Here is a 20627-nt window from a genome sequence, read left to right on the forward strand (position 1 = left end):
AGCGGGATGACAGCTTAACGACGCAGGCTGACCAGTGCGCCGATGAAAACCCCCAGCGCCGCGACGGCGCCGAGCGTCTGCCACGGATTCTGGCGAACGAAGGTGCCGGCGCAGCCGACGGCGTCCCTTGCGGCCTGCGTGGTGGGCGAGCGGCCATTGAGGCGGGCGCGGGTTTCGCGCAGCAGCGCTTTGGCTTTGCGCTTTGCGGCGTCCGCTTCATCGCCGGCATCGCTGCCCCACGACTTCAGTACCGCCTCCAGCGAATCGGCCAGCTGGCTTACCTCATTCTGAATATCTTCTGCGCTGTCCTCAACATCACGACGGTTAAATCGATTAAACATAGGATCCTCCGTTGAATAAATACGATCTTAAGTTTAGAACAGATTTTTATCCCTCTGCGCAGATTCACCTCCGAAAGGGCCGTTTATGGAATTTTCTGAAAGCGAGGCGAATACTGAATACGGTAAGGTGGCGGGGCTGTAGAGGACAATGAGGATAAAATATGTACTTACGACCAGATGAGGTGGCACGCGTTCTTGAGAAGGCGGGATTTACCGTGGATGAAGTGACGCAAAAAACCTACGGCTACCGCCGGGGCGAAAACTACGTTTACGTCAACCGCGAAGCGCGGATGGGGCGGACCGCGCTGATTATTCATCCGGCGCTGAAGGAGCGTAGCTATATGCTGGCGGAGCCGGCTTCGGATATTAAGACCAGCGATCACTATCAGCAATTCCCGCTTTATTTGGGGGGCAATGCGCAAGAGCACTACGGTATTCCTCACGGCTTTAGCTCACGCATGGCGCTGGAGCGTTTTCTGCACGGGCTTTTTGGCGAAAACCAATAAGCCGTCGGCTGGCGTCAGGCCGCCAGTCGATACCTTTTCAGTAAAGCATATTAATAAGTTGCCATTTGTGCTGCCGGGATAACAAAACCGAGTGTGGTATTTATAAATAAAATATAATACACTGCATTGGTATTTTTATTAACCGAACTGAAGGGATGTTAGATAATATATGTCTTTGATGCTGCAGAAACTTAATAACATGCGCACCCTGCGTGCCGCGACGCGGGAATTCTCCACTGACGTTCTTGAAGAGATGCTGGAAAAGCTCAGGAACGTGACTGAAGAAAAGCGTGCCGAAGAGGCTGAAGCCCGCGAAGCCGAGGCGCGTAAACGTGAAAAAATCAACGAGCTGATTGAACTGATGCAGGCTGACGGCATTACGCCGAACGAACTGCTCGTCAGCGGCGGCGCCAAAGGGGCACCGCGCAAGCGCGCCGCCCGTCCGGCCAAGTACCGCTATACCGATGCCAACGGCGATGAGCACACCTGGACCGGCCAGGGCCGCACGCCGAAACCGATCGCCGAAGCCATCGCCGACGGTAAATCGCTGGACGATTTCCTGATTTAAAAAGCAGGGCGCTGAGGAAAACCTCATCGCCCTTTTTTATCAGCACACGCCAAAGTCACCCTCTTCGCGATAGGGGGCTACCTCGTTAGCGGTTAGCGTATATTTTTTCCCCTGCTCATCGCCGACCGCGACGGTAATAATCTGCTCTCCGCTGACCTCAATAACCTTCATTTTTGGACCGCCCTGCTTTGGCTGGACCAGATCGCCTGCACTATACATAAATAGCTCCTTAGCCACTTTCTTAACGTATTAAATAATAGCGCAAAAAGTATTAAAGCGTAAAAGAGGGTAAAGCTATGGGAGATAACTGGCAAGTATCAGCAGGCACGCTATGCTTTAGTTCCTTTTATTATAAAAATGGAGTTTATATGGGTTTCTGGCGCGTCATTATTACTATCCTGCTGCCGCCGCTCGGTGTGTTAATCGGTAAAGGCTTCGGCTGGGCATTTTTACTCAATATCCTGCTGACGCTGCTCGGCTATATTCCGGGTCTTATTCACGGCTTTTGGGTCCAGACCCGCGATTAATGCCTACCGCGGGGGCGCGGCTGCGCCCCCCTGAGTGACTCAGTATCCCACCTTAAACACCTGCCCGCTCTGAATGCCCTCCACGCTTCGGCGAAACGCCAGCGCCGCTCTTGATGCCGGAACGCTCTCAAAACCGGGGAAAAATGCCCCATACGCCGCCGCCGACTCCGCCAGCATGGTCGGGCTGACCAGATTAATACGGATGCCGCGCGGCAGTTCGCAGGCGGCGGCGCGGACAAATCCGGCCAGCGCCGCATTCACCGCCGAGGCGCTGGCGCCCTGGGCAATGGGCTCGTCGGCAATGATGCCGCTGGTCAGGGTAATCGAGCCGCCGTCGCTGAGGATATGCTGCCCCTTCAGCGCCAGCCGCACCTGGCCGAGCAGCTTATCCTGCAGGCTGACGTTGAAATCGGCGGCGGTCATGCTCTGCAGCGGCCCGAAAAACAGATTTCCAGTGGTGGCGATAATGGCGTCCAGCCTGCCGGTGCTGGCAAAGAGCGCATCGACGCTGGATTCGTCGGTAATATCGACCTGCAGATCGCCCCGGCTGCGGCCAACGCGGATAATCTCATGATGGCCCAGCGCGTCAGCGACGGCGCGGCCCAGGGTGCCGGTGGCACCGATAATGGCTATTTTCATTCTCTATCTCCTCGTGCGGTTTCCGCTATTCTTTACCTGTTTTTTTATGCGATAAATGCCCCCGGAGTTAAATCATTACTAACCAGAGGTTCGGAATATGGATAAGCTTCGCGCGATGGCGACCTTCGTCGCCGTTGCAGAAGGCGGCAGCTTTACCGATGCCGCCGCCCGTCTGGAGATGTCGGCGGTGATGGTCGGGAAATACGTCAGCCAGCTTGAGCAGCGCCTGGGCGCGCGCCTGCTGGAACGCACCACCCGGCGACAGAGCCTGACCGACGCCGGACGGGTCTACGCCGAGGAGTGCCGGCGGGTGCTGGAGCAGGTTGCCGCCGCCGACGCCTCGGTGGAACGGCTGCGGGCGGCGCCGGCGGGCACGCTGCGCATCAGCGCGCCCGTTACCTTTGGCGCCTGCGCGGTTGCTCCGGCGGTTGCCGACTTCCTCACCCGCTATCCCGAGGTGCGGGTCGAGCTTGAGCTGAGCAACCGGGCGGTGAGCCTCGTCGAAGAGGGCTTCGATCTGGCGGTGCGCATCGGCGATCTGCGCGACGACAGTCTGGTGGCAAAACCGCTGTGCCTCTACCGGATGGTGATATGCGCCTCGCCAGACTACCTGAAGCGCTGCGGTACGCCGGCCTCGCCCGCCGATCTTGGTGCCCACCGCTGTCTGTCGCACATGGTGTGGAACCGCCGCAATGCCTGGCATCTGGCGGGCGAAGAGGCCCGCAGCGCCTGGCAGCGCGATCCGGTGCTGCGCTGCGACGACGGGCTGGGGCTGAAAATGGCCGCCCTGGCCGGCGGCGGGCTGCTGCTGCAGCCGGAGATCCTCGTGCGCCGGGAGCTGGCCCGCGGCGAGCTGGTGCGGGTGCTCGATGACTGGCTGCCGCAGCCGCGCCCGGTCACGCTGCTCTGGCGGCAGGATCTGCGCCCGCTGCCGAAGCTGAGCCGCTTTGTGGAAATGCTGATGGAGGCCGTCGGGGAGGAGAAAAAGGGCGCCGACTGACGATCGGCGCCGGGGGCTTACGCCCGGATATCCGCATACGCTGGCGTAGTGTCAAACTCGTGTTTGGCAAACGGGCAGAGCGGAATGATTTTGCGGTTTTCGCGGCGCATCCGTTCCACCACTTTTGCCACCAGCTTTTTGCCGACGCCCTGGCCCTTGAGGCTGGGATCGACTTCGGTATGTTCGATAATGGCAAGATTGTCGCCGGTGGGCACAAACACCACCTCTGCCACCTGATTGCCGCTGGCGTCGTTGACGTAGAAGCGGTTATTGCCTTCGAGTATCTCCATCCTTCCCCCCGGTAAGTTATTTGAGTCGGTACTTGAGCGCGCCGCTGGGGCAGGTATCAATGACCCGCTGCACAGTGTGCATATCGACGCTGTCCGGCGCGATCCACGGTTTACGCTTGAGGTTAAATAGCTTGCCGCTGCCCCGAACGCAGTTTCCCGAGTGCTGACAGACTGCGGTGTTGAAGTAAACATCAATTTTTTCACCGGTGTAGCACCGGTAACCTGCATCCGTTAACGCTTTATCCACGACATTGCCTCATTGTTATAGTGAACTGCAGGATAAGCATAGACCCCGGTGCGGCGATCAGAAAGCGATATCATTACCGCGACGGGGTCAGATCCCAACAAAAAATCTGACGAACCCTGCATTTGCCAATTTTTCATCTTGAGTTTTTCTCTTTGACCCTATACAAATCCGGCGTTAAGTTATCGGACGGTTAAATAATAATTACTGCCTGTTAATTGCTCAGTGTGAGCCGTGACCGTGAATAAATAAGCACCTATAAGCACAACAACACCTCTTTGGGAGATTTCATGCCATCCTCAACGCAACATAAAGAGAGCCGGACCTTCTTCGGCCATCCGTACCCGCTGGGCGCGCTATTTTTTACCGAGATGTGGGAGCGCTTCTCCTTCTACGGCATTCGTCCGCTGCTGATCCTGTTTATGGCCGCCACCGTTTACGACGGCGGTATGGGGCTGGCCCGCGAAAACGCCTCGGCTATTGTCGGTATTTTCGCCGGCACCATGTACCTGGCGGCGCTGCCCGGCGGCTGGCTGGCGGACAACTGGCTCGGCCAGCAGCGGGCGGTGTGGTACGGCTCGCTGCTGATTGCCCTCGGCCACCTCTCCATTGCGCTGTCGGCGCTGATGGGCGACGCGCTGTTCTTTATCGGACTGATGTTTATCGTGCTCGGCTCCGGGCTGTTTAAAACCTGCATCTCGGTGATGGTCGGCACCCTGTATAAGAAGGGCGACGCCCGCCGCGACGGCGGCTTTTCGCTGTTCTATATGGGGATCAACCTCGGCTCCTTTATCGCGCCGCTGATCTCCGGCTGGCTGGTGAAAACCCACGGCTGGCACTGGGGCTTCGGCATCGGCGGTATCGGGATGCTGGTCGCGCTGGTGATTTTCCGCCTGTTCGCGGTGCCGTCGATGAAGCGCTACGACGGCGAAGTCGGTCTCGACTCCACCTGGAACAGTCCGGTGGCGAAAAAGCGCGGCGTCGGCGCCTGGCTGCTGGCGCTGGCGGCGGCGTTAGCCGTGGTCGTTACGCTGGTTGCTCAGGGCGTAATCGTCATCAACCCGGTGGCGGTGGCCAGCGCGCTGGTGTACGTGATTGCCGCCTCGGTGGCGCTGTACTTTATCTGGCTGTTCGCCTTTGCCGGGCTGAACCGCAAGGAGCGGGCGCGCCTGCTGGTGTGCTTTATTCTGCTGGTGGCGGCGGCCTTCTTCTGGTCGGCGTTCGAGCAGAAGCCGACCTCCTTTAACCTGTTTGCCAACGACTACACCAACCGCATGCTGGGCGGCTTTGAGATCCCGGCGGTGTGGTTCCAGTCGGTGAATGCCCTGTTTATTATCCTGCTGGCGCCGGTGTTTAGCTGGGCGTGGCCGTGGCTTGCCCGCAACCATATCCGCCCGGGGAGCATCACCAAGTTTATGATCGGCGTGCTGTTTGCGGCAGGCGGTTTCGGCCTGATGATGCTGGCGGCGCAGAACGTGCTGGCCAGCGGCGGCGGCACGGTATCGCCGCTGTGGCTGGTGGGCAGCATCCTGATGCTGACCCTCGGCGAGCTGTGCCTGAGCCCGATCGGGCTTGCCACCATGACTCTGCTGGCGCCGGAGAGAATGCGCGGCCAGATGATGGGCCTGTGGTTCTGCGCCAGCGCGCTGGGCAACCTGGCGGCGGGCCTGATCGGCGGCCACGTGAAGGCCGACCAGCTCGATATGCTGCCAGACCTCTTCGCCCGCTGCTCTATTGCGCTGCTGATCTGCGCCGGCGTGCTGTTCCTGCTGATTATTCCGGTGCGCCGCCTGCTGGCGAACGCGAAGGGCGAAACCGGCAGAGTAGAAGAAGCGAAAGCCTGATCGGCGTGCGCGCCTGCACCTGAAAGGTGCAGCGCGGCGCATTGATTCCCGTCAAAAGCCCCGCCAGCGGGGTTTTTGACGCTCTGGCATCGCCCTTGCTTAACTCCCTTACGCTGTTTAATTCGGGAGTCGCGCATGAAAGCCTCATCCACCCGCTATACCATCTTCTCGCTGCTGTTTCTGATTGCCCTGATTAACTATGTCGATCGCGGCGCGCTGTCGTTTGCCGCCAACGCCATCTCTCAGGAGTTCCACTTCAGCAAGGTGCAGCTCGGCGCCGTGCTCGGCTACTTCGGCTTCGGCTATCTGTTCGGCTCGCTGTGCGGCGGCTTCCTCGCCGACCGCCTGGGGACCAAAAAGGTGTGGCTGATGGCCGGTATTCTCTGGTCGCTGCTGGAGATAGCCACCGCCTGGGCAGGGGAAATCGGCCTCGCGCTGTTCGGCGGCTCGGCGATTATGGGCTTTGCCGCCCTGCGGGTGCTGTTCGGCTTTACCGAGGGGCCGGCCTACGCCCTGATGAATAAAAGCATCGCCCACTGGGCGCCGGACAACGAACGCGGCTTCGCGCTGGGCATCGGTCTGCTCAGCACCCAGGTGGGCTCTCTGCTGACCGCGCCGATTGCCGTTGGCCTGCTGCTGCTCACTCACGACTGGCGGATGATGTTTATGCTGCTGGGCGCCTTTTCGCTGCTGGCGATGCTGCTGTTCGCCCGCCACTTCGCCGATACGCCGCAGCAGCACCCCGGCGTTAACGACGCCGAGCGGGCGCTGATCGTGCGCGGGCAAAAGCAGGGCGGCGACAGCGGCGAGCCGCTGCCGTGGTGGCGCTTTTTCACCAGTCGTACCCTGGTCTGCAACGCGCTCGGCTACTTCAGCTTTCTCTATATCACCTTTACCCTGGTGACCTGGATGCCGAAGTATCTGCAGGACAACTTCCACTACGATCTGCACTCCCTGTGGTACGTGGCGATGATCCCGTGGAGCGGCGCCTGCATAACGGTACTGCTCGGCGGGCGGATTGCCGACCGCATCATCTCCCGCTTCGGCAACCTGCGCCTGGCGCGCAACGTCTTTGCGGCGGTGACCCTGTTCGCCACCGCCTGCTGCTTTATGGCTATTCCGTGGGTGGGGTCGGCGGCGGGGATTATCGCCCTGATGACGCTCGGCAACGCGCTGAATGCGCTGGTGAATAATGTCTACTGGTCGGTGGTGATCGACGTAACGCCGAAGGCGTCGGTGGGGGCCTACAGCGGCATGACCCTGGCGATCGCCAATATGGCGGCCATCATCTCGCCGATGCTCTGCGGCTGGCTGGCGCAGTACTACGGCTACAACGCCATGTTCACCGTCACCGCCTGCATCGCCTTTGCCAGCATGCTGGCGATGACCCTGCTGCAGCCGGAGAAGCGGCTGCAGCAGGAGGACTTCCCGGCGGGTGCCCGCCAGCTCAGCTGACGGCGGCGGCCTGCGTGAGGCTCAGGCTATCGCGCAGGTGCCGGAGCAGGGCAGGCACTTCGTCTGCGCTCGCCACCGCGCCGTAGAGATAAAAGTCCGGCCGCATCAGGGCGGCGCACACCCGCTGCTCGCGCAGGAAGGCGGCGTACTTGCCGGAGAGATCCTGCCAGCTCTCGCCGCGGCCGTCGCCGATGATGACTACCTGGCCGCCAAGCTCCTCCAGCAGGGGGCGGGCGAGCGCCAGCAGCGCCGGGGCGGCGGCCGCCTGCGCGAGGATCAGGTGGAAGCCGCGGCCAAACAGGTCGTCAAAGCGGCCGTCCCGCGCCCCGCGGCGCAGCGCGCCGTGGACGAACAGCTGGCCCGACAGCCCGTTTTGCGCCGGATAGAGTAATCCTCCCTGCAGTCCCGGAAAGGGCGGCAGCGGTCCGGCCTCGCCGCTGAGGTAGCGGTTATCCCGCGCCAGCGCCTGCTGCATATCCGAGACGCATACCACCCGGCCCATGGCGATGGAGTCCTCGATCACCGCCCGGATCTGCGGCCGGCGCTCGGCGGCGTAGCCGTCGAGCAGCGCCTCGCCGGCGCGGCCCCGCAGCACGCGGTCCAGCCGCCAGGAGAGGTTCCAGACGTCGCGCAGCCCCGAGCACATCCCCTGGCCCATAAAGGGCGGCATCAGGTGGGCGGCGTCGCCCGCCAGCAGCACCCGGCCCTGGCGCCAGCGGTCGGCAATGCGCGAGCGGAACTGATACACCGCGTGGCGCACCAGCTCGACGCTTTCCGGAGTTGCCCACGGGGCCAGCAGCTGCCAGACCTTCTCCTCCGACTGTAAGTCCGCCATGCTCTCGTGCGGCAGGCGCATAAACTCCCAGCGCCGGTAGCCCGGCCCGCCGGGTACAATGGTGGTGGGGCGTTCGGGGTTGCACCACTGGGCGCTTTCGGGAATATCAAGCGTGACGCCGGGGCGCGGCTTGACGTCAACCACCAGCCAGTCTTCGGCGAAGCCCAGATCCAGCCAGTCGATGCCGCAGATGCGGCGAACCGTGCTATTGGCGCCGTCGGCGCCGATAACGTAGCGCGCCTGAAAGCGCTGGCGCTCTGCTGCCGGATCGTCGCGCTCCGCGGTGGCGACCATCACCAGCTCGCAGCCGTCGGCGGTCTGGCTCAGCCGTTCGACCTCGCGGCCCGGATAGCGGTCGACGTTGGGCAGGGCCTTCACCTGCCTGTCGAAGATAGCCTCCAGGTCCGGCTGGTTGAAAAAGTAGCCGAAGGGGCCGCCGCTTATCGACTCCGCGCCCCAGTCCAGCGCCAGCAGCCGCCGCCAGTCGGCGCTGTACCACTCATAAGATGAGGCGGCGTGCGAGACGGGCGCCACCTCCTGCTCCAGATCCAGCATCCGCAGCACGCGGCGAATTTCATGATCGTGAAAGACCGCCCGCGGCAGCGGATAAAGCGATTCCCAGCGTTCAAACACCGCTACCCGGTAGCCCTGGCGGCCCATCACCAGAGAGAGAAGCTGGCCGACCGGGCCGTAGCCGACGATAGCGATGTCGTACATCGTGTTGTTATTCATCACAGTTATCCACGTTGGTCAGTTATGCCGTTGCCTGCGGCGCCAGTTCGGTGTTGTGAATAAACCACGGCGGTACGTCGGGGCCCCACAGATAGAGCGCGTTCTCCGGCAGGAAGTTGCCGGTGGGCCAGACGGTATTGGCGCTGATGTAATCAATGTCCGCCGAGTACTCAAAGAATGAGCCCCACGGATCGCGCACGTAGTGAAAATAGTTTGAGCCGAGGCAGTGGCGGCCGGTGCCCCAGCCCTCTTTAAACCCGGCGCGGGCCATCTGGGTGGCGCCGTTGCCAACCTCGTTGATGCTGTCCACTTCCCAGGCCGCGTGATGAAAGCCTTTGCCCGCGCTTTTGGCGAAGGCCACCAGGTGGTGATCGCAGCCGTGGCGGGCGTGCATAAAGGCGATGACGTCCTGCGAGAAGTCGGAGAGATTAAGGCCGATGGCCCGCTGGTAGAAGTCGACGGCCCGGGTGACATCGGGCGAGAACAGCAGCACGTGCGACAGCCGGCGGGGCGAGATCTTTGTGACCCGATCCCGGGTCACCGTGCCGCGCGCGTCCGGGGGCGTGGCGGGCAGCGGGACGATGTGCTTGGCATCGGGAAGGGTCTTTTTGCCCACTTTGATATTGATGCGGTTGCCGTCCGGATCGCGGAACCAGAAGCCCGCGCCGTCGATAAACTCGGGCTCGGCGCCGCACTCACGTACCTGACCGAGCAGCGCCTCGTAGTCTTCGGCGTAGCAGTGGAAGCAGATCCAGGCCAGCGACTTTTGTTCGGCGGGCAGAATGTGCGCCCAGGTGTGCCCGTCGGCGGCGGCGAGCGACAGCCCGGCCTCGTTTTTGGCGATGCTCAGGCCGAAGCTGTTATAGAAATAGTCTGCTTCGGCCAGAGAGGGGACAAACAGGGCGAAATGATCGATAGAGTGAATGCCACGTAATTGCGTCATGACTCCTCCTGCAGGTGTAGGGTACTGTAGGGTTTTATTTCTCCGCGCAGATGCGGTTGCGCAGCGTGCCGACCCGCTCAACGCTGACTTCCACAATGTCGCCGTCTTTTAAAAAGCGCTTCGGATCCCTGCCGAATCCGACGCCGGCGGGCGTGCCGGTGACGATCGCGTCGCCCGCTTCGAGGGTGATCGCCTCGCTGAGGGTGGCGATAAGGGTGGCGACGTCAAACACCATGTCGCGGGTATTGGCCGACTGCACGGTTTCACCGTTGACCCGGGTCTCCAGCAGCAGGCCCGCGGCGCCCGGCGGCAGTTCGTCGGCGGTAACCAGGTCCGGACCAAAGGCGCCGGTGGCGTCGAAGTTTTTGCCGACCGTCCACTGCGGCGTCAGGAACTGGTACTCGCGCACCGACGCGTCGTTAAACAGGGCGTAGCCCGCCACGCACTCCAGCGCCTGCGCCTTGTCGATATAGCGGCCGCCGCTTTTCAGCACGACCGCCAGCTCGCCCTCGTAGTCGAGCGTATCGGAGAGCTTGGGCAGAATAATCGGCTGATTGTGCGCCAGAAGGCTGCTGTTAAAGCGCGGGAAGACGGTCGGATAGTCCGGCTGGGCGTAGTTGGACTCTTTGGTATGATCGGCGTAGTTGAGGCCGACGCAGATAATTTTGCCGGGGCGGGTCATCACCGGCAGATAGCTGTCATCGCCGGGAACGACGGTTTCGCCCTGCGCCTCCGCGCCGTAGCGGGTGAGATCCGCGCCGCGCGCCAGCAGCGACTCCAGCGTCTCTTCGCCGAGCACCCGCACGCCGTCGGCGGTGCGCACGCCGAGAACGGCCCGGTTATGATGAATAAAATGCACGTAGCGCATAGGTCAGCTCCTGTATCAGAAAGGGGGTCCTCTACAGGCTAGTGTGATAAAAATATATCAACCAGTAAAAAATATATATTTTTTGATTTAAACTCTATTGTGTGATCTGTATATAATTTTATCTGTCCGCAGCTGCCATTCTGTTTTCAGGGACTTCACCTCGGGGCAAAGACATGAACGAAAAGCGCACCATCGCATCGCAGCTGGAAGAGCGGGTCCGGCGGGATATCATCAGCGGGCGGCTAAAGCCCGGCAGTAAAATGCGGCTCAGGGAGCTGTCCGTCCACTACGACGCCGGAGTGATCCCCCTGCGCGAGGCGCTCTCAAGGCTGGCGATGACCGGCTTCGTCTCGGCGGTCGATCAGAAAGGGTTCAGCGTGCAGAGGATCTCCGCCCCGGAGCTGCGCGACGTTACCCGGACCCGGCTGCACATCGAGTGCCGGGCGCTGGCGCTCTCCATCGAAAACGCCGACATTGAGTGGGAGAGTCAGCTGGTGGCGGCGCACCACCGTATGGGCCGCCACGAGATGCGCACCCCGCAGACCCACCAGCTCAACGCCGACTGGGAAGAGGCGCATGAGGCCTTTCACGCCGCGCTGCTCGCCAACTGCGGCTCGCCGTGGCTGCTGCGTTTTGTCGATACCCTCTGCGATCAGACCCTGCGCTACCGGGCGCTGGCGGCCGCCTCGCCGGTCGGCGAAGGGCGGGATATTGCGCTGGAGCACCGGCAGCTGATGGAGGCGGCGCTGGCGCGGGACGTTACGCGAGCCACGATGCTGCTGACGGAGCACTATATGAGGACAATGGCAATTGTGCTGGAGAGCGATGCGCTGGCTATCCAGGATACGCAAAAAGCGGGTGCTTAGCCTGTGCGCCCGGCGGCAATCGCCTCCGTCCGCCAGCAGCGCACCAGCGTTCCGTCGGGCTGCGGGCGCAGCGCCTGCGGCTTATCGCATCCTTCGGTTGCCCAGGGGCAGCGGTCGCGGAAGTAGCAGCCTTCGGGCAGGCGGCGGTTGCCGGGCAGCTCGGTGTTCGCCGGTGCTTCGCCCAGTTCGCCGCCGACGCGCGGCACCGAATCCATCAGCAGCCGGGTGTAGGGATGCCTCGGCGTGTCAAGTACCCGGCGGGCGTCGCCGGTTTCGACGATCTGGCCGAGATACATTACCGCCACGCGGTCGCTCATGTGGCGCACCACGGAGACGTTGTGGGAGATGAGCACGTAGGTCAGATCCTGCTCCTGCTGCAGGTTCACCAGCAGATTGAGGATCTGCGCCTGGACCGAGATATCCAGCGCGGACGTCGGCTCATCCAGCACAATCACCTGCGGCCGCGACGACAGCGCTCTGGCGATAGCGATACGCTGGCGCTGGCCGCCGGAAAAGGCGTGGGGCAGGCGGTCGAGATACTCCGGCCGGATGCCAACCTGCAGCGCCAGGGTCTCCGCCAGACTGCGGCGCGCTTTCTCGCCGGCGCGGCTGTGGATCCACACCGGCTCGGTGATGGTCCGCCACACCGGCAGGCGGGGATCGAGCGAGGAGAGCGGATCCTGAAAGACCATCTGGATCCGCTTCTCGCCGTCGCCGGAAAGATTTTGATACTCGCCCCGGCCCGGCCTGAGCAACCCCATCAGCAGCTTCGCCAGCGTGCTTTTGCCGCAGCCGGACTCGCCGACAATGCCGAGGGTTTCCCCGCGCCGGGCGCTGAGCGAGAGACCGTTCAGGGCATAGACGCGTTCGGTGACCTTGCCGCGCCAGTTCTTTCTGGCGGCAAAATTCAGGTGTACATCGTTGAGTGAAAACAGTACGTCAGTCATGAGTAGTCTCCAGGCGCGGGTACCAGCAGGCGACATGTTGTTGATCCACCGGCCGCAGCGGGGGCGTCACGCCGCAGGCCTCCCCGGCGGCAAAGCAGCGCTCGCGAAAGGCGCAGCCGGCGGGAAGCTGCGCCAGGTTCGGCACGGTGCCCGGAATAGAGCGCAGCTGCGCCCGCGGTTCGGCATTATCGGGCGTGCTATTCATCAGCCCTATCGAGTAGGGGTGGCGCGGATGTTCGAGCAGCTCCCGGGTGGCGCCGCTCTCCACCACCGAACCGGCGTACATGACGTACACCCGGTCGCAGATCTGGGAAACCACCGCCATATCGTGGCTGATAAACAGCACCGCCGCGCCGGTGGCCTGCGCTTTCTGCTTCAGCAGGCGCAGCACCTGGCGCTGTACGGTGACGTCCAGCGCGGTAGTGGGTTCATCGGCAATCAGCAGGTCGGGATCGCAGGAGAAGGCGATGGCGATCATTACCCGCTGGCGCATACCGCCGGAGAGTTCAAACGGGTAGCGCTCGAGCACCTGCTGCGGGTCGGCTATCTGCATATCGCGCAGCAGCGCCGCGGCCCGGCTGCGCGCGTCGCGGACGGAAAGCGGCCGGTGCTGGCGAATAACGTCCACCATCTGCTTGCCGATGCGGCGGGTGGGGTTCAGGGCGGTCATCGGCTCCTGAAAGATCATCGCCGCCTTGTCGCCGCGCAGCTGGCGCAGGGTTTTCTCCGGCGCGTTCAGCATATCGTGCGCGCTGAGGGTGACGCTGCCGCTGCGAATGCGGTAGCTGCCCGGCGGCAGCAGGCGCATGCTGAGCATGGCGGTCACCGATTTACCGGAGCCGGACTCGCCCACCACGCCGACGATCTCGCCCCGGTTGATGTGCAGAGAGATGTTGTTCAATACCCGCACTTCGCCCTGCCAGGCGGGGAAGCTGAGGCTGACGTTATCAAGGGTCAGAATACGCTGGGTCATCAGCTGCGTCCTCCGGCTTTCGGATCGAGCAGATCCTGGATGCCGTCGCCAAACAGGTTAAAGCCGACGGCGGTTATCAGGATCGCTGCGCCGGGAAAGGCGCAGTACCACCACTGATCGAGAACGTAGTTGCGGCCGTTGGCGACCATCGCGCCCCATTCGGCGGTGGGCTGCTGGGCGCCGAGGCCGATAAAGCCGAGGGTGGCGGCCATCAGGATCGCGCTGCCGATATCCAGCGAGGCCTGCACAATCAGCGGCGGCAGGGCGTTGCGCAGAATGTGCCAGCTGATCAGGTGCCAGCGGGAGGCGCCGAAGGTCACCGAGGCTTCAACATAGCTGTGCTGGCGGACGATCAGCGTTTGCCCGCGCGCCAGGCGGACGTAAAACGGGATCCTGACGATGGCGATCGCCAGCATGGCGTTAAACAGGCTCGGCCCGAGGGCGGCCGCCAGCGCCATGGTCAGCACCAGCGAGGGGATCGACAGCATAATGTCCATCAGCCGCATAATCAGCGCGTCGCAGCGCCCGCCGAGCACCCCGGATAAGCAGCCCAGCAGGGAGCCGCCGATCCCTGCGATCAGTACTACGGCAAGCCCGGCGGCAATCGACTGCTGGCTGCCGATCAGCACCCGGCTGAACAGATCCCGGCCCACTTCGTCGGTGCCGAACCAGTGGGCCGGCGACGGCGCCTGCAGGCGGGCGGTAAGATCGATAGCGTTCGGATCGTGGGGCACCAGCCAGGGTGAAAAAATCATCAGCAGCAGCATCAGCAGCATAATGGCGCCGCCGATAAGGGTCAGCGGACTCTGTCTGATGAGCCACAGCCTGCGCTGCCAGCGCGGACTGACGGTGCGTCTGCGCCGCGCCAGCGGAGGTTCTTCGTTCATCATCACTTAACTCTCTCCCCGACCCATGCGCGGATCGATCCACAAGTAGAGCAGGTCAACAATCAGATTCACCAGCACGTAGGCAAACGACACCACGATGGCGAACCCCATTACCGCCGGGAAATCCAGGGCCTGAATGGAGGTCACCACCCAGGCGCCCATCCCCGGCCAGGCAAAGACGGTTTCGGTCAGCACCGCGCCGTAGAGCAGATCCCCCAGCGCCAGGCCGAGGACCGTGACCGAGGGGATCAGGGCGTTGGGCAGGGCGTAGCGCAGGATAATGGTCCAGCGCGGCAGGCCGCTTGCCAGCGCGGTGCGGATATAGTCCTCGCCGAGCTGTTCGAGCATCGCCGAGCGGATCTGGCGGGCGACAATGCCCAGGTGGACGAAGGCGAGGGTGGCCGCCGGCAGGATCAGATGCTGCACGGCGTTGATAAATACCTCCGTATCGCCCGCCAGCAGAGAATCGATCAGGTAGAAGCCGGTGATGTGCGCGGGCGGATCGAGCCAGTCGTCCAGCCTGCCGCTGCCCGGCAGCCAGTTCAGCTTGCCGTAGAACAGGACGATGACCCCAAGCCCGAGCCAGAAGGCGGGGGTTGAGATCCCGGTCAGCGCCAGCAGCCTGACCAGATGATCGGTCCAGCGGTTGCGGTAGACCGCAGAGAGGACACCCAGCGGAATGCCGACCACCAGCGCGATGGCGAGGGCGCAGAAGGCCAGCTCCAGGGTGGCCGGAAAGAAGGCCCGCAGATCCTCCAGCACCGGGCGGCCGGTGCGGATCGAGGTGCCCAGATCTCCGTGCAGCAGCGCCGAAACGTAGCGGGCAAACTGCTGCCAGAGCGGCAGATCCAGCCCTAGCTGATGGCGGATATGCTGGACTATCTCGTCGCTGGCGCGCTCGCCCGCCAGCAGGCGGGCCGGATCGCCGGGGATCAGGTGCGAAATGATAAACGTAATGACGCAGACGCCGGCCACCACCAGCACAAGGCCCCAGCAGCGCTGGCGTATCAGACTCCAGAAACTCATATCGCTTCCTCCGCCGGGCCTGCGGCCCGGCGCAAAAGAGAGACCGCGGAGCGCTACTTATGCATCTCCGCAATGTTGAATATCTGCTCCAGCATTGGGTTAAAGACGAAGCCCTGGACCGATTTATTCATCGCGACCTGATAGTTTTTCTGGAACAGGTAGACGTAGGCGGCTTCATCAATCACCACCTTCTGCGCCGCCTGATACTCTTGGGTGCGCGTCGCCTGGTCGCTGGAGGTCGCCGCCTGGCCGAGCAGCTTATCGACGGCGGCATTGGCGTAGAACGAGCGGTTGCCGGGCAGCCCTTTTTTGTCTGAAGCGAACAGGTAGTTCATAAACATGTAGGGATCGGCAAAATCCGGACTCCAGTTACCGATCGCGATATCGTAGTCGCCCTTGCCGATGCGCTCGCGCATGGTGGCGTTGGCCAGCTTCTCAAGCTTCACCTGAATGCCGAGCGCCTGCAGATTGGCCTGGGTAGAGAGGGCGATAGGCTCCCAGTTCGGATCATTATCGGAATAGAGGAACGAGAGCGTCTTCGGTTTATCGGCCACTTTCTCCAGCGCCGCCTTCGCCTTATTCATATCCAGCGAATACTGCATTGCGCCGCTGTCGTAGCCCCACATTCCCTCCGGGATCGGGCCGCGCAGCTGCTTACCGTTGCCGCCGAGAATGCCGTTCACCATGCCCTGATAGTCGGTTGCCCAGGAGATAGCCCGGCGGAGTTCGACCTGGTTAAGCGGCGGCTTGCTGTTATTGAGATAGAGGTTGGTAATGCGCAGGGCAGGATAGTCGTGAACCGCGACCTTATCCTCTTTTTTCAGGGCGGCAAACTGATCCACCGGCAGCGCGTCGGCGATATCCAGATCGCCTTTGGTTAACTGCAGGCGGCGGGCGGCGCTCTCGCCGATAATTTTCACCGTCACGCGCTTAAACGCGGGTTTGCTGCCGTCAAAGTGCGGGTTGGGGACCAGCACCAGCTGCTGCCCCTTCTGCCAGCGCTGCAGCTTAAAAGCGCCGGAGCCGGCGGTGTTCTGCGCCAGCCAGCCCCGGGCGTCGTCGTCGGCGTGGGCCTTCAGCACGGCGGGGTTAATGATGGAGGCCCCGTCGTTCGCCAGGGTGTGCAGGAAGGGGGCGAACGCGTCCGGTAGGGTAAAGCGCACGGTTTGCGGATCGATGACCTCTATTTTCAGGCCCGCCGGAAAGGCTTCGGACGGGCCCTGCTTGATGCGCATCAGGCGCTCAAAGGAGAGTTTGACCGCGTCGGCGGTAACCGGCGTGCCGTCGTCAAACTGCGGCCCCTTGCGCAGGGTAAACGTCCAGACTTTGCCGTCATCGGAGGCCTGCCACTTTTCCGCCAGATCGCCCTCGACGTCCGTCGAACCTTTGCCGTTATCCACTTTATACTTCACCAGCCGCTGGTAGGCGGGATAGGTAATGGTCCAGTCGTTGTTATCAATGGTCACCGCCGGATCCAGCGTCTGCGGATCCGCAGCCTTGCCAATAACCAGCATGTCTTTAGGAACCGCGCTCCAGGCGGGCGCAGTGGCGGCGGCCAGGGCGAGGGCTAACAGCAGGGGGCGGACTGTGCGGGGAATTATCATTGTTTTACTCCGTAAGCATTGTCAGGTGTTAAACAGGAAAAGGCGTCGTCCAGCAGGGGATAGCCGGCGGCGTCGGGTAATTCAAAGTGCCACCATTCGGTGGCAATGCCCCTGAAGCCGCCGCCGTACATGATGGCGTTGAGCAGCAGGCGGTTGCGCTGAGCCTGCGGCGGGATGCCGGGATGGAAGGGGTGGGAGAGTTCGCTCATCTCGTCAAAGCCGGTGCCCATATCCAGCGCCTCGCCGCGCTCATCAAGCAGCGTGACGTCGATAGCCGTGCCCCGGCTGTGGTTTGAGCCGAGACTGCCCGGCACGACATAGGCCGGGTCCGGGCAGGCATTCCACAGCAGCGCCTGCGCCCGCTGCGGGCGGTAGGCATCCAGCACCAGCAGGCGCAGTCCGGCGAGGGCGGCAATCTGCAGCGACTTCTCCAGTGCCGCCGCCGCATCCGGATGCAGCAGACAGCGCGCTTCGCCGTAGATCGGCCGGCCGGTGAGGTTATCGGCGGTAGCGTATTTAAGATCGATATCCAGCGTCGGAAAGCGCGCGGCGATATCGATAAGAGGCAGCGACTGGCTCATCACAATGTCCTGTATTTATTCATGTTCAAATTGGCCAAAGGCCTGCTGCAGCGCGCGGTTCTCCGCGAGGCGGCCGGAGAGCGCCGGCCCCAGTCGCTCTATCGTTGCGGACAGCAGCAGGTTAAAAAGGCAGCTGATGGGGGCGAGGGAGTCCCAGAAGTGCCCGGTATCGGTTTTGACCTGCAGCAGATCCACCGGGAAGTCGCGGGCCCACGGGCACCAGATATCGGTGACCAGCGCTGTCGCTACCCGGCGCTCGCTGGCGATGCGGCAAAACTGGCGGGCCGCCGTGGCGTAGGCGCGGGTGTCCGTCAGCACCACGTAGGGGTTGTCATATCCGGAGTTCAGCGATTCCAGCCAGCTGCCGGAGCTGCCGTCGGCGTAGACCACCCGGGGGCGCAGGTACTCCAGATGGCTGAAAAAGGTGTTGGCGATGCCGCGGGTCGACTGAACGCCGAGGACGATCACCGCGTCGGCGTCGGCGATGCGCTGGCTGATGCGGGCGAAGGTCTCCGTCTGCGCCAGCCGGTAGACGTACTGGATGGCCTCCAGCTCCATCTGCAGCGACTGGCTGAGCCTGTCCGGCCGGGCCTGCTGCTGCGCCCAGGAGTCGAGGCGCTCTACTACGCCCCAGTGGCGGTAGGGGGCCGCGCTGGCGCTTTTCAGGCCGTTTTTAACGTCGTCCAGGTTGCGATAGCCCAGCTTGCGCAGGTAGCGCCCGACGGTGATCCCGCTGGTGCCCGTGGCCTGGGCGATGCTGTCCGCGGTCTCGAACGGGATTTGCGCCAGGTGGCCGAGCAGCCAGCTGCCGATCCGCTTTTCGCTCGGCGTCAGCTGACTGAACGTTGACTCGATAATCCGCTGCAGTTCATGGCTATCGCTCATCTCTGTCCTCGATGATAGTGAGATATCATTTAACAGACTTTTGATACTTGAATAACAAAGCACGATGCGTGCCAGATGAACAGAAACGGCCTTATTCCTGAATATGGCGCGATAACAGGGTGTTTCGACACATTTGAAGCGTAGATAAGGGCGGCAGGAACGCACAAAAAGCGTGCAGATTTTTCCGAAGAGCGTCACATAAAGAACATTTTTTTAACAATTTCGCGCATTAATCTCCTCAACGCCGCGAATTTTCCTTGCCCGCGTCGCCCCCGCGCGGCATAACGACAGGGGGAATACCTCTTCAATAAGGATAACGAGATGCGACTGAAAACAGACCTGGCGCTGGGGCTGACCCTGCTCGCCTGCGCGGGCCACGCCCGCGATCTGCAGACCATCCGCCAAAGCGGGGAACTGAAGGTCGGCGTGCCGGGGGACTACGCGCCGCTGGCGTTTCACAATCAGGCCGGGGAGCTGCTCGGCTACGATGTCGATATGGCGAAAGATCTCGGCAAAACCCTCGGGCTGAAGGTGAGCTTTGTCGCCACCAGCTGGCCGACGCTGGCCGCCGATCTGCAGGCGGATAAGTTTGATATCGCCATGGGCGGCGTCACCCGCACGCCGGAGCGGGCAAAGGCGTTTGCCCTCAGCCGGCCGGTGGTGGCGAACGGTAAGATAGCGCTGGCCAACTGCAGCGCCGCGCCGTCGCTCGGCAGCCTGGCGCAGATAGACCGGCCGCAGGTGAAGGTGGTGGTTAATCCCGGCGGCACCAATCAGAGCTACGTCGATGCGCATATTAAGCACGCGCAGATTATTCGCGTGAAGAATAACGTCGATAATCTGCAGGCCCTGCGGGACAAAAGCGCCGATATGATGGTCACCGACCTGATCGAGGGCGACTGGTATCAGGGCCAGGAGCCGGGCGTGTTCTGCGTCGCCACGGCGAAGCCGCTGCCGGGCACCGAAAGCGATAAAGTCTATATGGTCAGGCGCGACAATCCGCAGCTGCTGGAGAAGGTAGATCAGTGGCTGGCGAAGCAGGACCCCGCCGCGCTCAAGCGCAAGTGGAAGCTGGCGCAGTAGCGCTCTGCCCGCGCGGCGCGCGGGCAGAATAAGGCTTACACGATATCGTCAACCACGCCGCCGTCGACGCGCAGCGCCGCGCCGGAGGTGGCGGAGGCCTGTTTAGAGCAGGCGTAAACCACCATGTTGGCGACTTCCTCAACCGACGCCGCGCGCTGAATAACCGAGCTCGGACGGTGGGCCATCACGAACTCTTTTCCCAGTTCTTCCAGCGACTTACCGGTCTTTTCCGCTTCCTCCTTCATCATTTCTGCAAAGCCGTCGGAGATGGTCGGTCCCGGCAGGACGCTGTTAACGGTGACGCCGCTGCCGGCGACGTATTTCGCCAGGCCGCGCGCCAGGGCGAGCTGCGCCGTTTTGCTGACGCCATACTGGATCATGTCCGCCGGAATATTGCGTGCGGATTCGGAGGAGATAAACACCACCCGTCCCCAGCCTTTCTTCACCATCGCCGGCAGCAGGGCGCGCGACAGGCGCACGCCGGACATCACGTTAGTCTGCCAGTATTTCTCCCAGGTCTCGTCGTCGAGTTCGAAGAAGTCCCCCGGCCCGTAGATGCCCGCATTGTTAACCAGAATATCCACGCCGCCGCCGTCTGACCCCTTCAGCAGCTGGTTAACGCCTTCAGCGCTGCTGAGATCGGCAATGGCCGAACGCGCCCTGGCGCCCGGGACATCATGGTGCAGGCGGGCAAGCGCCTCGCTGACGCTCTTTTCGCTGCGGCCGTTGAGGATAACTTCCGCGCCGCTTTCTGCCAGCCCTTTGGCAATCGCATAGCCAATGCCGCCCGTTGATGCGCTTACCAGCGCGACTTTCCCCGATAAATCAATTTTCATGCACGTACCCTTTTTGACTGGACGAATCATTAAGCATGGCAGACGTGGGCGCAGCGCTTATGTGATTTGTGCTGTTTAGAGGCCGGATACCGTGCGCCGGCGACGGGGTTTATATTGATGTGGGTGATGTATTTATCTTTATGATTT

Annotated in this window: 24 protein-coding genes; 8 read left to right on the forward strand and 16 right to left on the reverse strand. The window is 62.3% G+C overall.

All coding sequences use genetic code 11. The annotated features are described in order from the left end of the window. Positions 1-14 precede the first annotated feature (14 nt). A complete protein-coding gene (locus tag ENGE1_RS18130; RefSeq protein WP_043082353.1) occupies positions 15-341 on the reverse strand; it encodes a DUF883 family protein in 327 nt (108 codons plus the stop codon). A 161-nt stretch (positions 342-502) separates the two neighbouring features. Between ENGE1_RS18130 and ENGE1_RS18135 the strand changes: the two genes are divergently transcribed. Together ENGE1_RS18135 and stpA are read left to right on the forward strand one after the other, a co-directional pair. Continuing rightward, on the forward strand, positions 503-847 hold the full coding sequence (locus tag ENGE1_RS18135; RefSeq protein ID WP_043082354.1) for a DUF2002 family protein: 345 nt from the start codon (positions 503-505) through the stop codon (positions 845-847). Between the two features lie 169 nt (positions 848-1016). After that, positions 1017-1415 (forward strand): DNA-binding protein StpA, encoded by a 399-nt coding sequence (stpA, locus tag ENGE1_RS18140; RefSeq protein ID WP_043082355.1) that lies wholly within the window; start codon positions 1017-1019, stop codon positions 1413-1415. 39 nt (positions 1416-1454) lie between these two features. Here the strand turns inward: stpA and ENGE1_RS18145 are convergent, their stop codons facing one another. Next, complete coding sequence (locus tag ENGE1_RS18145; protein WP_043082357.1) at positions 1455-1634, reverse strand: hypothetical protein; 180 nt, start codon at positions 1632-1634, stop codon at positions 1455-1457. A 149-nt stretch (positions 1635-1783) separates the two neighbouring features. On the opposite strand from ENGE1_RS18145, the gene ENGE1_RS27130 reads away from it, so the two are divergent. Further along, entirely contained in the window at positions 1784-1942 is a 159-nt protein-coding gene (locus ENGE1_RS27130; RefSeq protein WP_043082358.1) for a YqaE/Pmp3 family membrane protein, read from the forward strand. Positions 1943-1981: 39 nt separating this feature from the next. Here the strand turns inward: ENGE1_RS27130 and ENGE1_RS18150 are convergent, their stop codons facing one another. Then, positions 1982-2581 (reverse strand): short chain dehydrogenase, encoded by a 600-nt coding sequence (locus ENGE1_RS18150; RefSeq protein WP_048253313.1) that lies wholly within the window; start codon positions 2579-2581, stop codon positions 1982-1984. 97 nt (positions 2582-2678) lie between these two features. On the opposite strand from ENGE1_RS18150, the gene ENGE1_RS18155 reads away from it, so the two are divergent. Beyond that, the gene (locus tag ENGE1_RS18155) at positions 2679-3581 is read left to right on the forward strand and encodes a LysR family transcriptional regulator (protein WP_045289749.1); all 903 of its coding nucleotides are present in this window, start codon (positions 2679-2681) and stop codon (positions 3579-3581) included. A gap of 17 nt (positions 3582-3598) precedes the next feature. Here ENGE1_RS18155 and ENGE1_RS18160 read toward each other — a convergent pair whose 3' ends face one another. Together ENGE1_RS18160 and yjdI are read right to left on the reverse strand one after the other, a co-directional pair. Beyond that, a complete protein-coding gene (locus ENGE1_RS18160; protein WP_048253312.1) occupies positions 3599-3871 on the reverse strand; it encodes a GNAT family N-acetyltransferase in 273 nt (90 codons plus the stop codon). A 16-nt stretch (positions 3872-3887) separates the two neighbouring features. Beyond that, positions 3888-4118: a 4Fe-4S mono-cluster protein YjdI gene (yjdI, locus tag ENGE1_RS18165; protein ID WP_043082364.1), complete on the reverse strand. Its 231-nt coding sequence runs from the start codon at positions 4116-4118 to the stop codon at positions 3888-3890. Positions 4119-4405: 287 nt separating this feature from the next. Between yjdI and ENGE1_RS18170 the strand changes: the two genes are divergently transcribed. Beyond that, complete coding sequence (locus ENGE1_RS18170) at positions 4406-5959, forward strand: peptide MFS transporter (RefSeq protein WP_048253311.1); 1554 nt, start codon at positions 4406-4408, stop codon at positions 5957-5959. Positions 5960-6094: 135 nt separating this feature from the next. Continuing rightward, the gene (locus ENGE1_RS18175; protein WP_048253310.1) at positions 6095-7414 is read left to right on the forward strand and encodes an MFS transporter; all 1320 of its coding nucleotides are present in this window, start codon (positions 6095-6097) and stop codon (positions 7412-7414) included. Here the strand turns inward: ENGE1_RS18175 and mhpA are convergent. Genes mhpA through ENGE1_RS18190 form a run of 3 tightly spaced genes read right to left on the reverse strand, consistent with a single transcriptional unit; the run spans position 7407 to position 10792 of the window. After that, the gene (gene mhpA / locus ENGE1_RS18180; RefSeq protein ID WP_048273230.1) at positions 7407-8981 is read right to left on the reverse strand and encodes a bifunctional 3-(3-hydroxy-phenyl)propionate/3-hydroxycinnamic acid hydroxylase MhpA; all 1575 of its coding nucleotides are present in this window, start codon (positions 8979-8981) and stop codon (positions 7407-7409) included. The two genes, ENGE1_RS18175 and mhpA, sit on opposite strands and share 8 nt — an antisense overlap. 22 nt (positions 8982-9003) lie before the next feature. Then, a complete protein-coding gene (locus tag ENGE1_RS18185) occupies positions 9004-9924 on the reverse strand; it encodes a VOC family protein (protein ID WP_045289744.1) in 921 nt (306 codons plus the stop codon). Between the two features lie 34 nt (positions 9925-9958). Next, positions 9959-10792, reverse strand: a complete 834-nt coding sequence (locus ENGE1_RS18190; protein WP_043082368.1) for a fumarylacetoacetate hydrolase family protein — start codon at positions 10790-10792, stop codon at positions 9959-9961. Positions 10793-10965: 173 nt separating this feature from the next. On the opposite strand from ENGE1_RS18190, the gene ENGE1_RS18195 reads away from it, so the two are divergent. Beyond that, entirely contained in the window at positions 10966-11658 is a 693-nt protein-coding gene (locus ENGE1_RS18195) for a GntR family transcriptional regulator (protein WP_048253308.1), read from the forward strand. Here the strand turns inward: ENGE1_RS18195 and ENGE1_RS18200 are convergent. Genes ENGE1_RS18200 through ENGE1_RS18230 form a run of 7 tightly spaced genes read right to left on the reverse strand, consistent with a single transcriptional unit; the run spans position 11655 to position 18561 of the window. Continuing rightward, positions 11655-12605: an ABC transporter ATP-binding protein gene (locus ENGE1_RS18200; RefSeq protein WP_048253307.1), complete on the reverse strand. Its 951-nt coding sequence runs from the start codon at positions 12603-12605 to the stop codon at positions 11655-11657. The genes ENGE1_RS18195 and ENGE1_RS18200 overlap by 4 nt on opposite strands. Next, positions 12598-13578 (reverse strand): ABC transporter ATP-binding protein, encoded by a 981-nt coding sequence (locus tag ENGE1_RS18205; protein WP_048253306.1) that lies wholly within the window; start codon positions 13576-13578, stop codon positions 12598-12600. The genes ENGE1_RS18200 and ENGE1_RS18205 overlap by 8 nt, the downstream gene beginning before the upstream one ends. Continuing rightward, the gene (gene ddpC, locus ENGE1_RS18210; RefSeq protein WP_064360668.1) at positions 13578-14468 is read right to left on the reverse strand and encodes a D,D-dipeptide ABC transporter permease; all 891 of its coding nucleotides are present in this window, start codon (positions 14466-14468) and stop codon (positions 13578-13580) included. The genes ENGE1_RS18205 and ddpC overlap by 1 nt, the downstream gene beginning before the upstream one ends. 3 nt (positions 14469-14471) lie before the next feature. Beyond that, positions 14472-15491: an ABC transporter permease gene (locus tag ENGE1_RS18215; protein ID WP_048253304.1), complete on the reverse strand. Its 1020-nt coding sequence runs from the start codon at positions 15489-15491 to the stop codon at positions 14472-14474. Positions 15492-15544: 53 nt separating this feature from the next. Further along, positions 15545-17095 carry an ABC transporter substrate-binding protein gene (locus ENGE1_RS18220; protein WP_048253303.1) on the reverse strand — a complete coding sequence of 517 codons (1551 nt, stop codon included), beginning with the start codon at positions 17093-17095 and terminating at the stop codon, positions 15545-15547. Continuing rightward, entirely contained in the window at positions 17092-17676 is a 585-nt protein-coding gene (ddpX, locus tag ENGE1_RS18225; RefSeq protein WP_048253302.1) for a D-alanyl-D-alanine dipeptidase, read from the reverse strand. Before ddpX ends, ENGE1_RS18220 begins: the two co-directional genes overlap by 4 nt. 15 nt (positions 17677-17691) lie before the next feature. After that, positions 17692-18561: a MurR/RpiR family transcriptional regulator gene (locus ENGE1_RS18230; RefSeq protein WP_043082378.1), complete on the reverse strand. Its 870-nt coding sequence runs from the start codon at positions 18559-18561 to the stop codon at positions 17692-17694. 321 nt (positions 18562-18882) lie between these two features. On the opposite strand from ENGE1_RS18230, the gene ENGE1_RS18235 reads away from it, so the two are divergent. Further along, positions 18883-19644 (forward strand): transporter substrate-binding domain-containing protein, encoded by a 762-nt coding sequence (locus tag ENGE1_RS18235; protein WP_064360666.1) that lies wholly within the window; start codon positions 18883-18885, stop codon positions 19642-19644. 35 nt (positions 19645-19679) lie between these two features. On the opposite strand, the gene ENGE1_RS18240 is transcribed toward ENGE1_RS18235, so the two are convergent. Further along, positions 19680-20480: an SDR family NAD(P)-dependent oxidoreductase gene (locus tag ENGE1_RS18240; protein WP_048253301.1), complete on the reverse strand. Its 801-nt coding sequence runs from the start codon at positions 20478-20480 to the stop codon at positions 19680-19682. Between the last annotated feature and the right edge of the window lie 147 nt (positions 20481-20627).

This window comes from Pluralibacter gergoviae ATCC 33028 = NBRC 105706 (genome assembly GCF_001598855.1).
Taxonomy (GTDB): Bacteria; Pseudomonadota; Gammaproteobacteria; order Enterobacterales; family Enterobacteriaceae; genus Pluralibacter; species Pluralibacter gergoviae.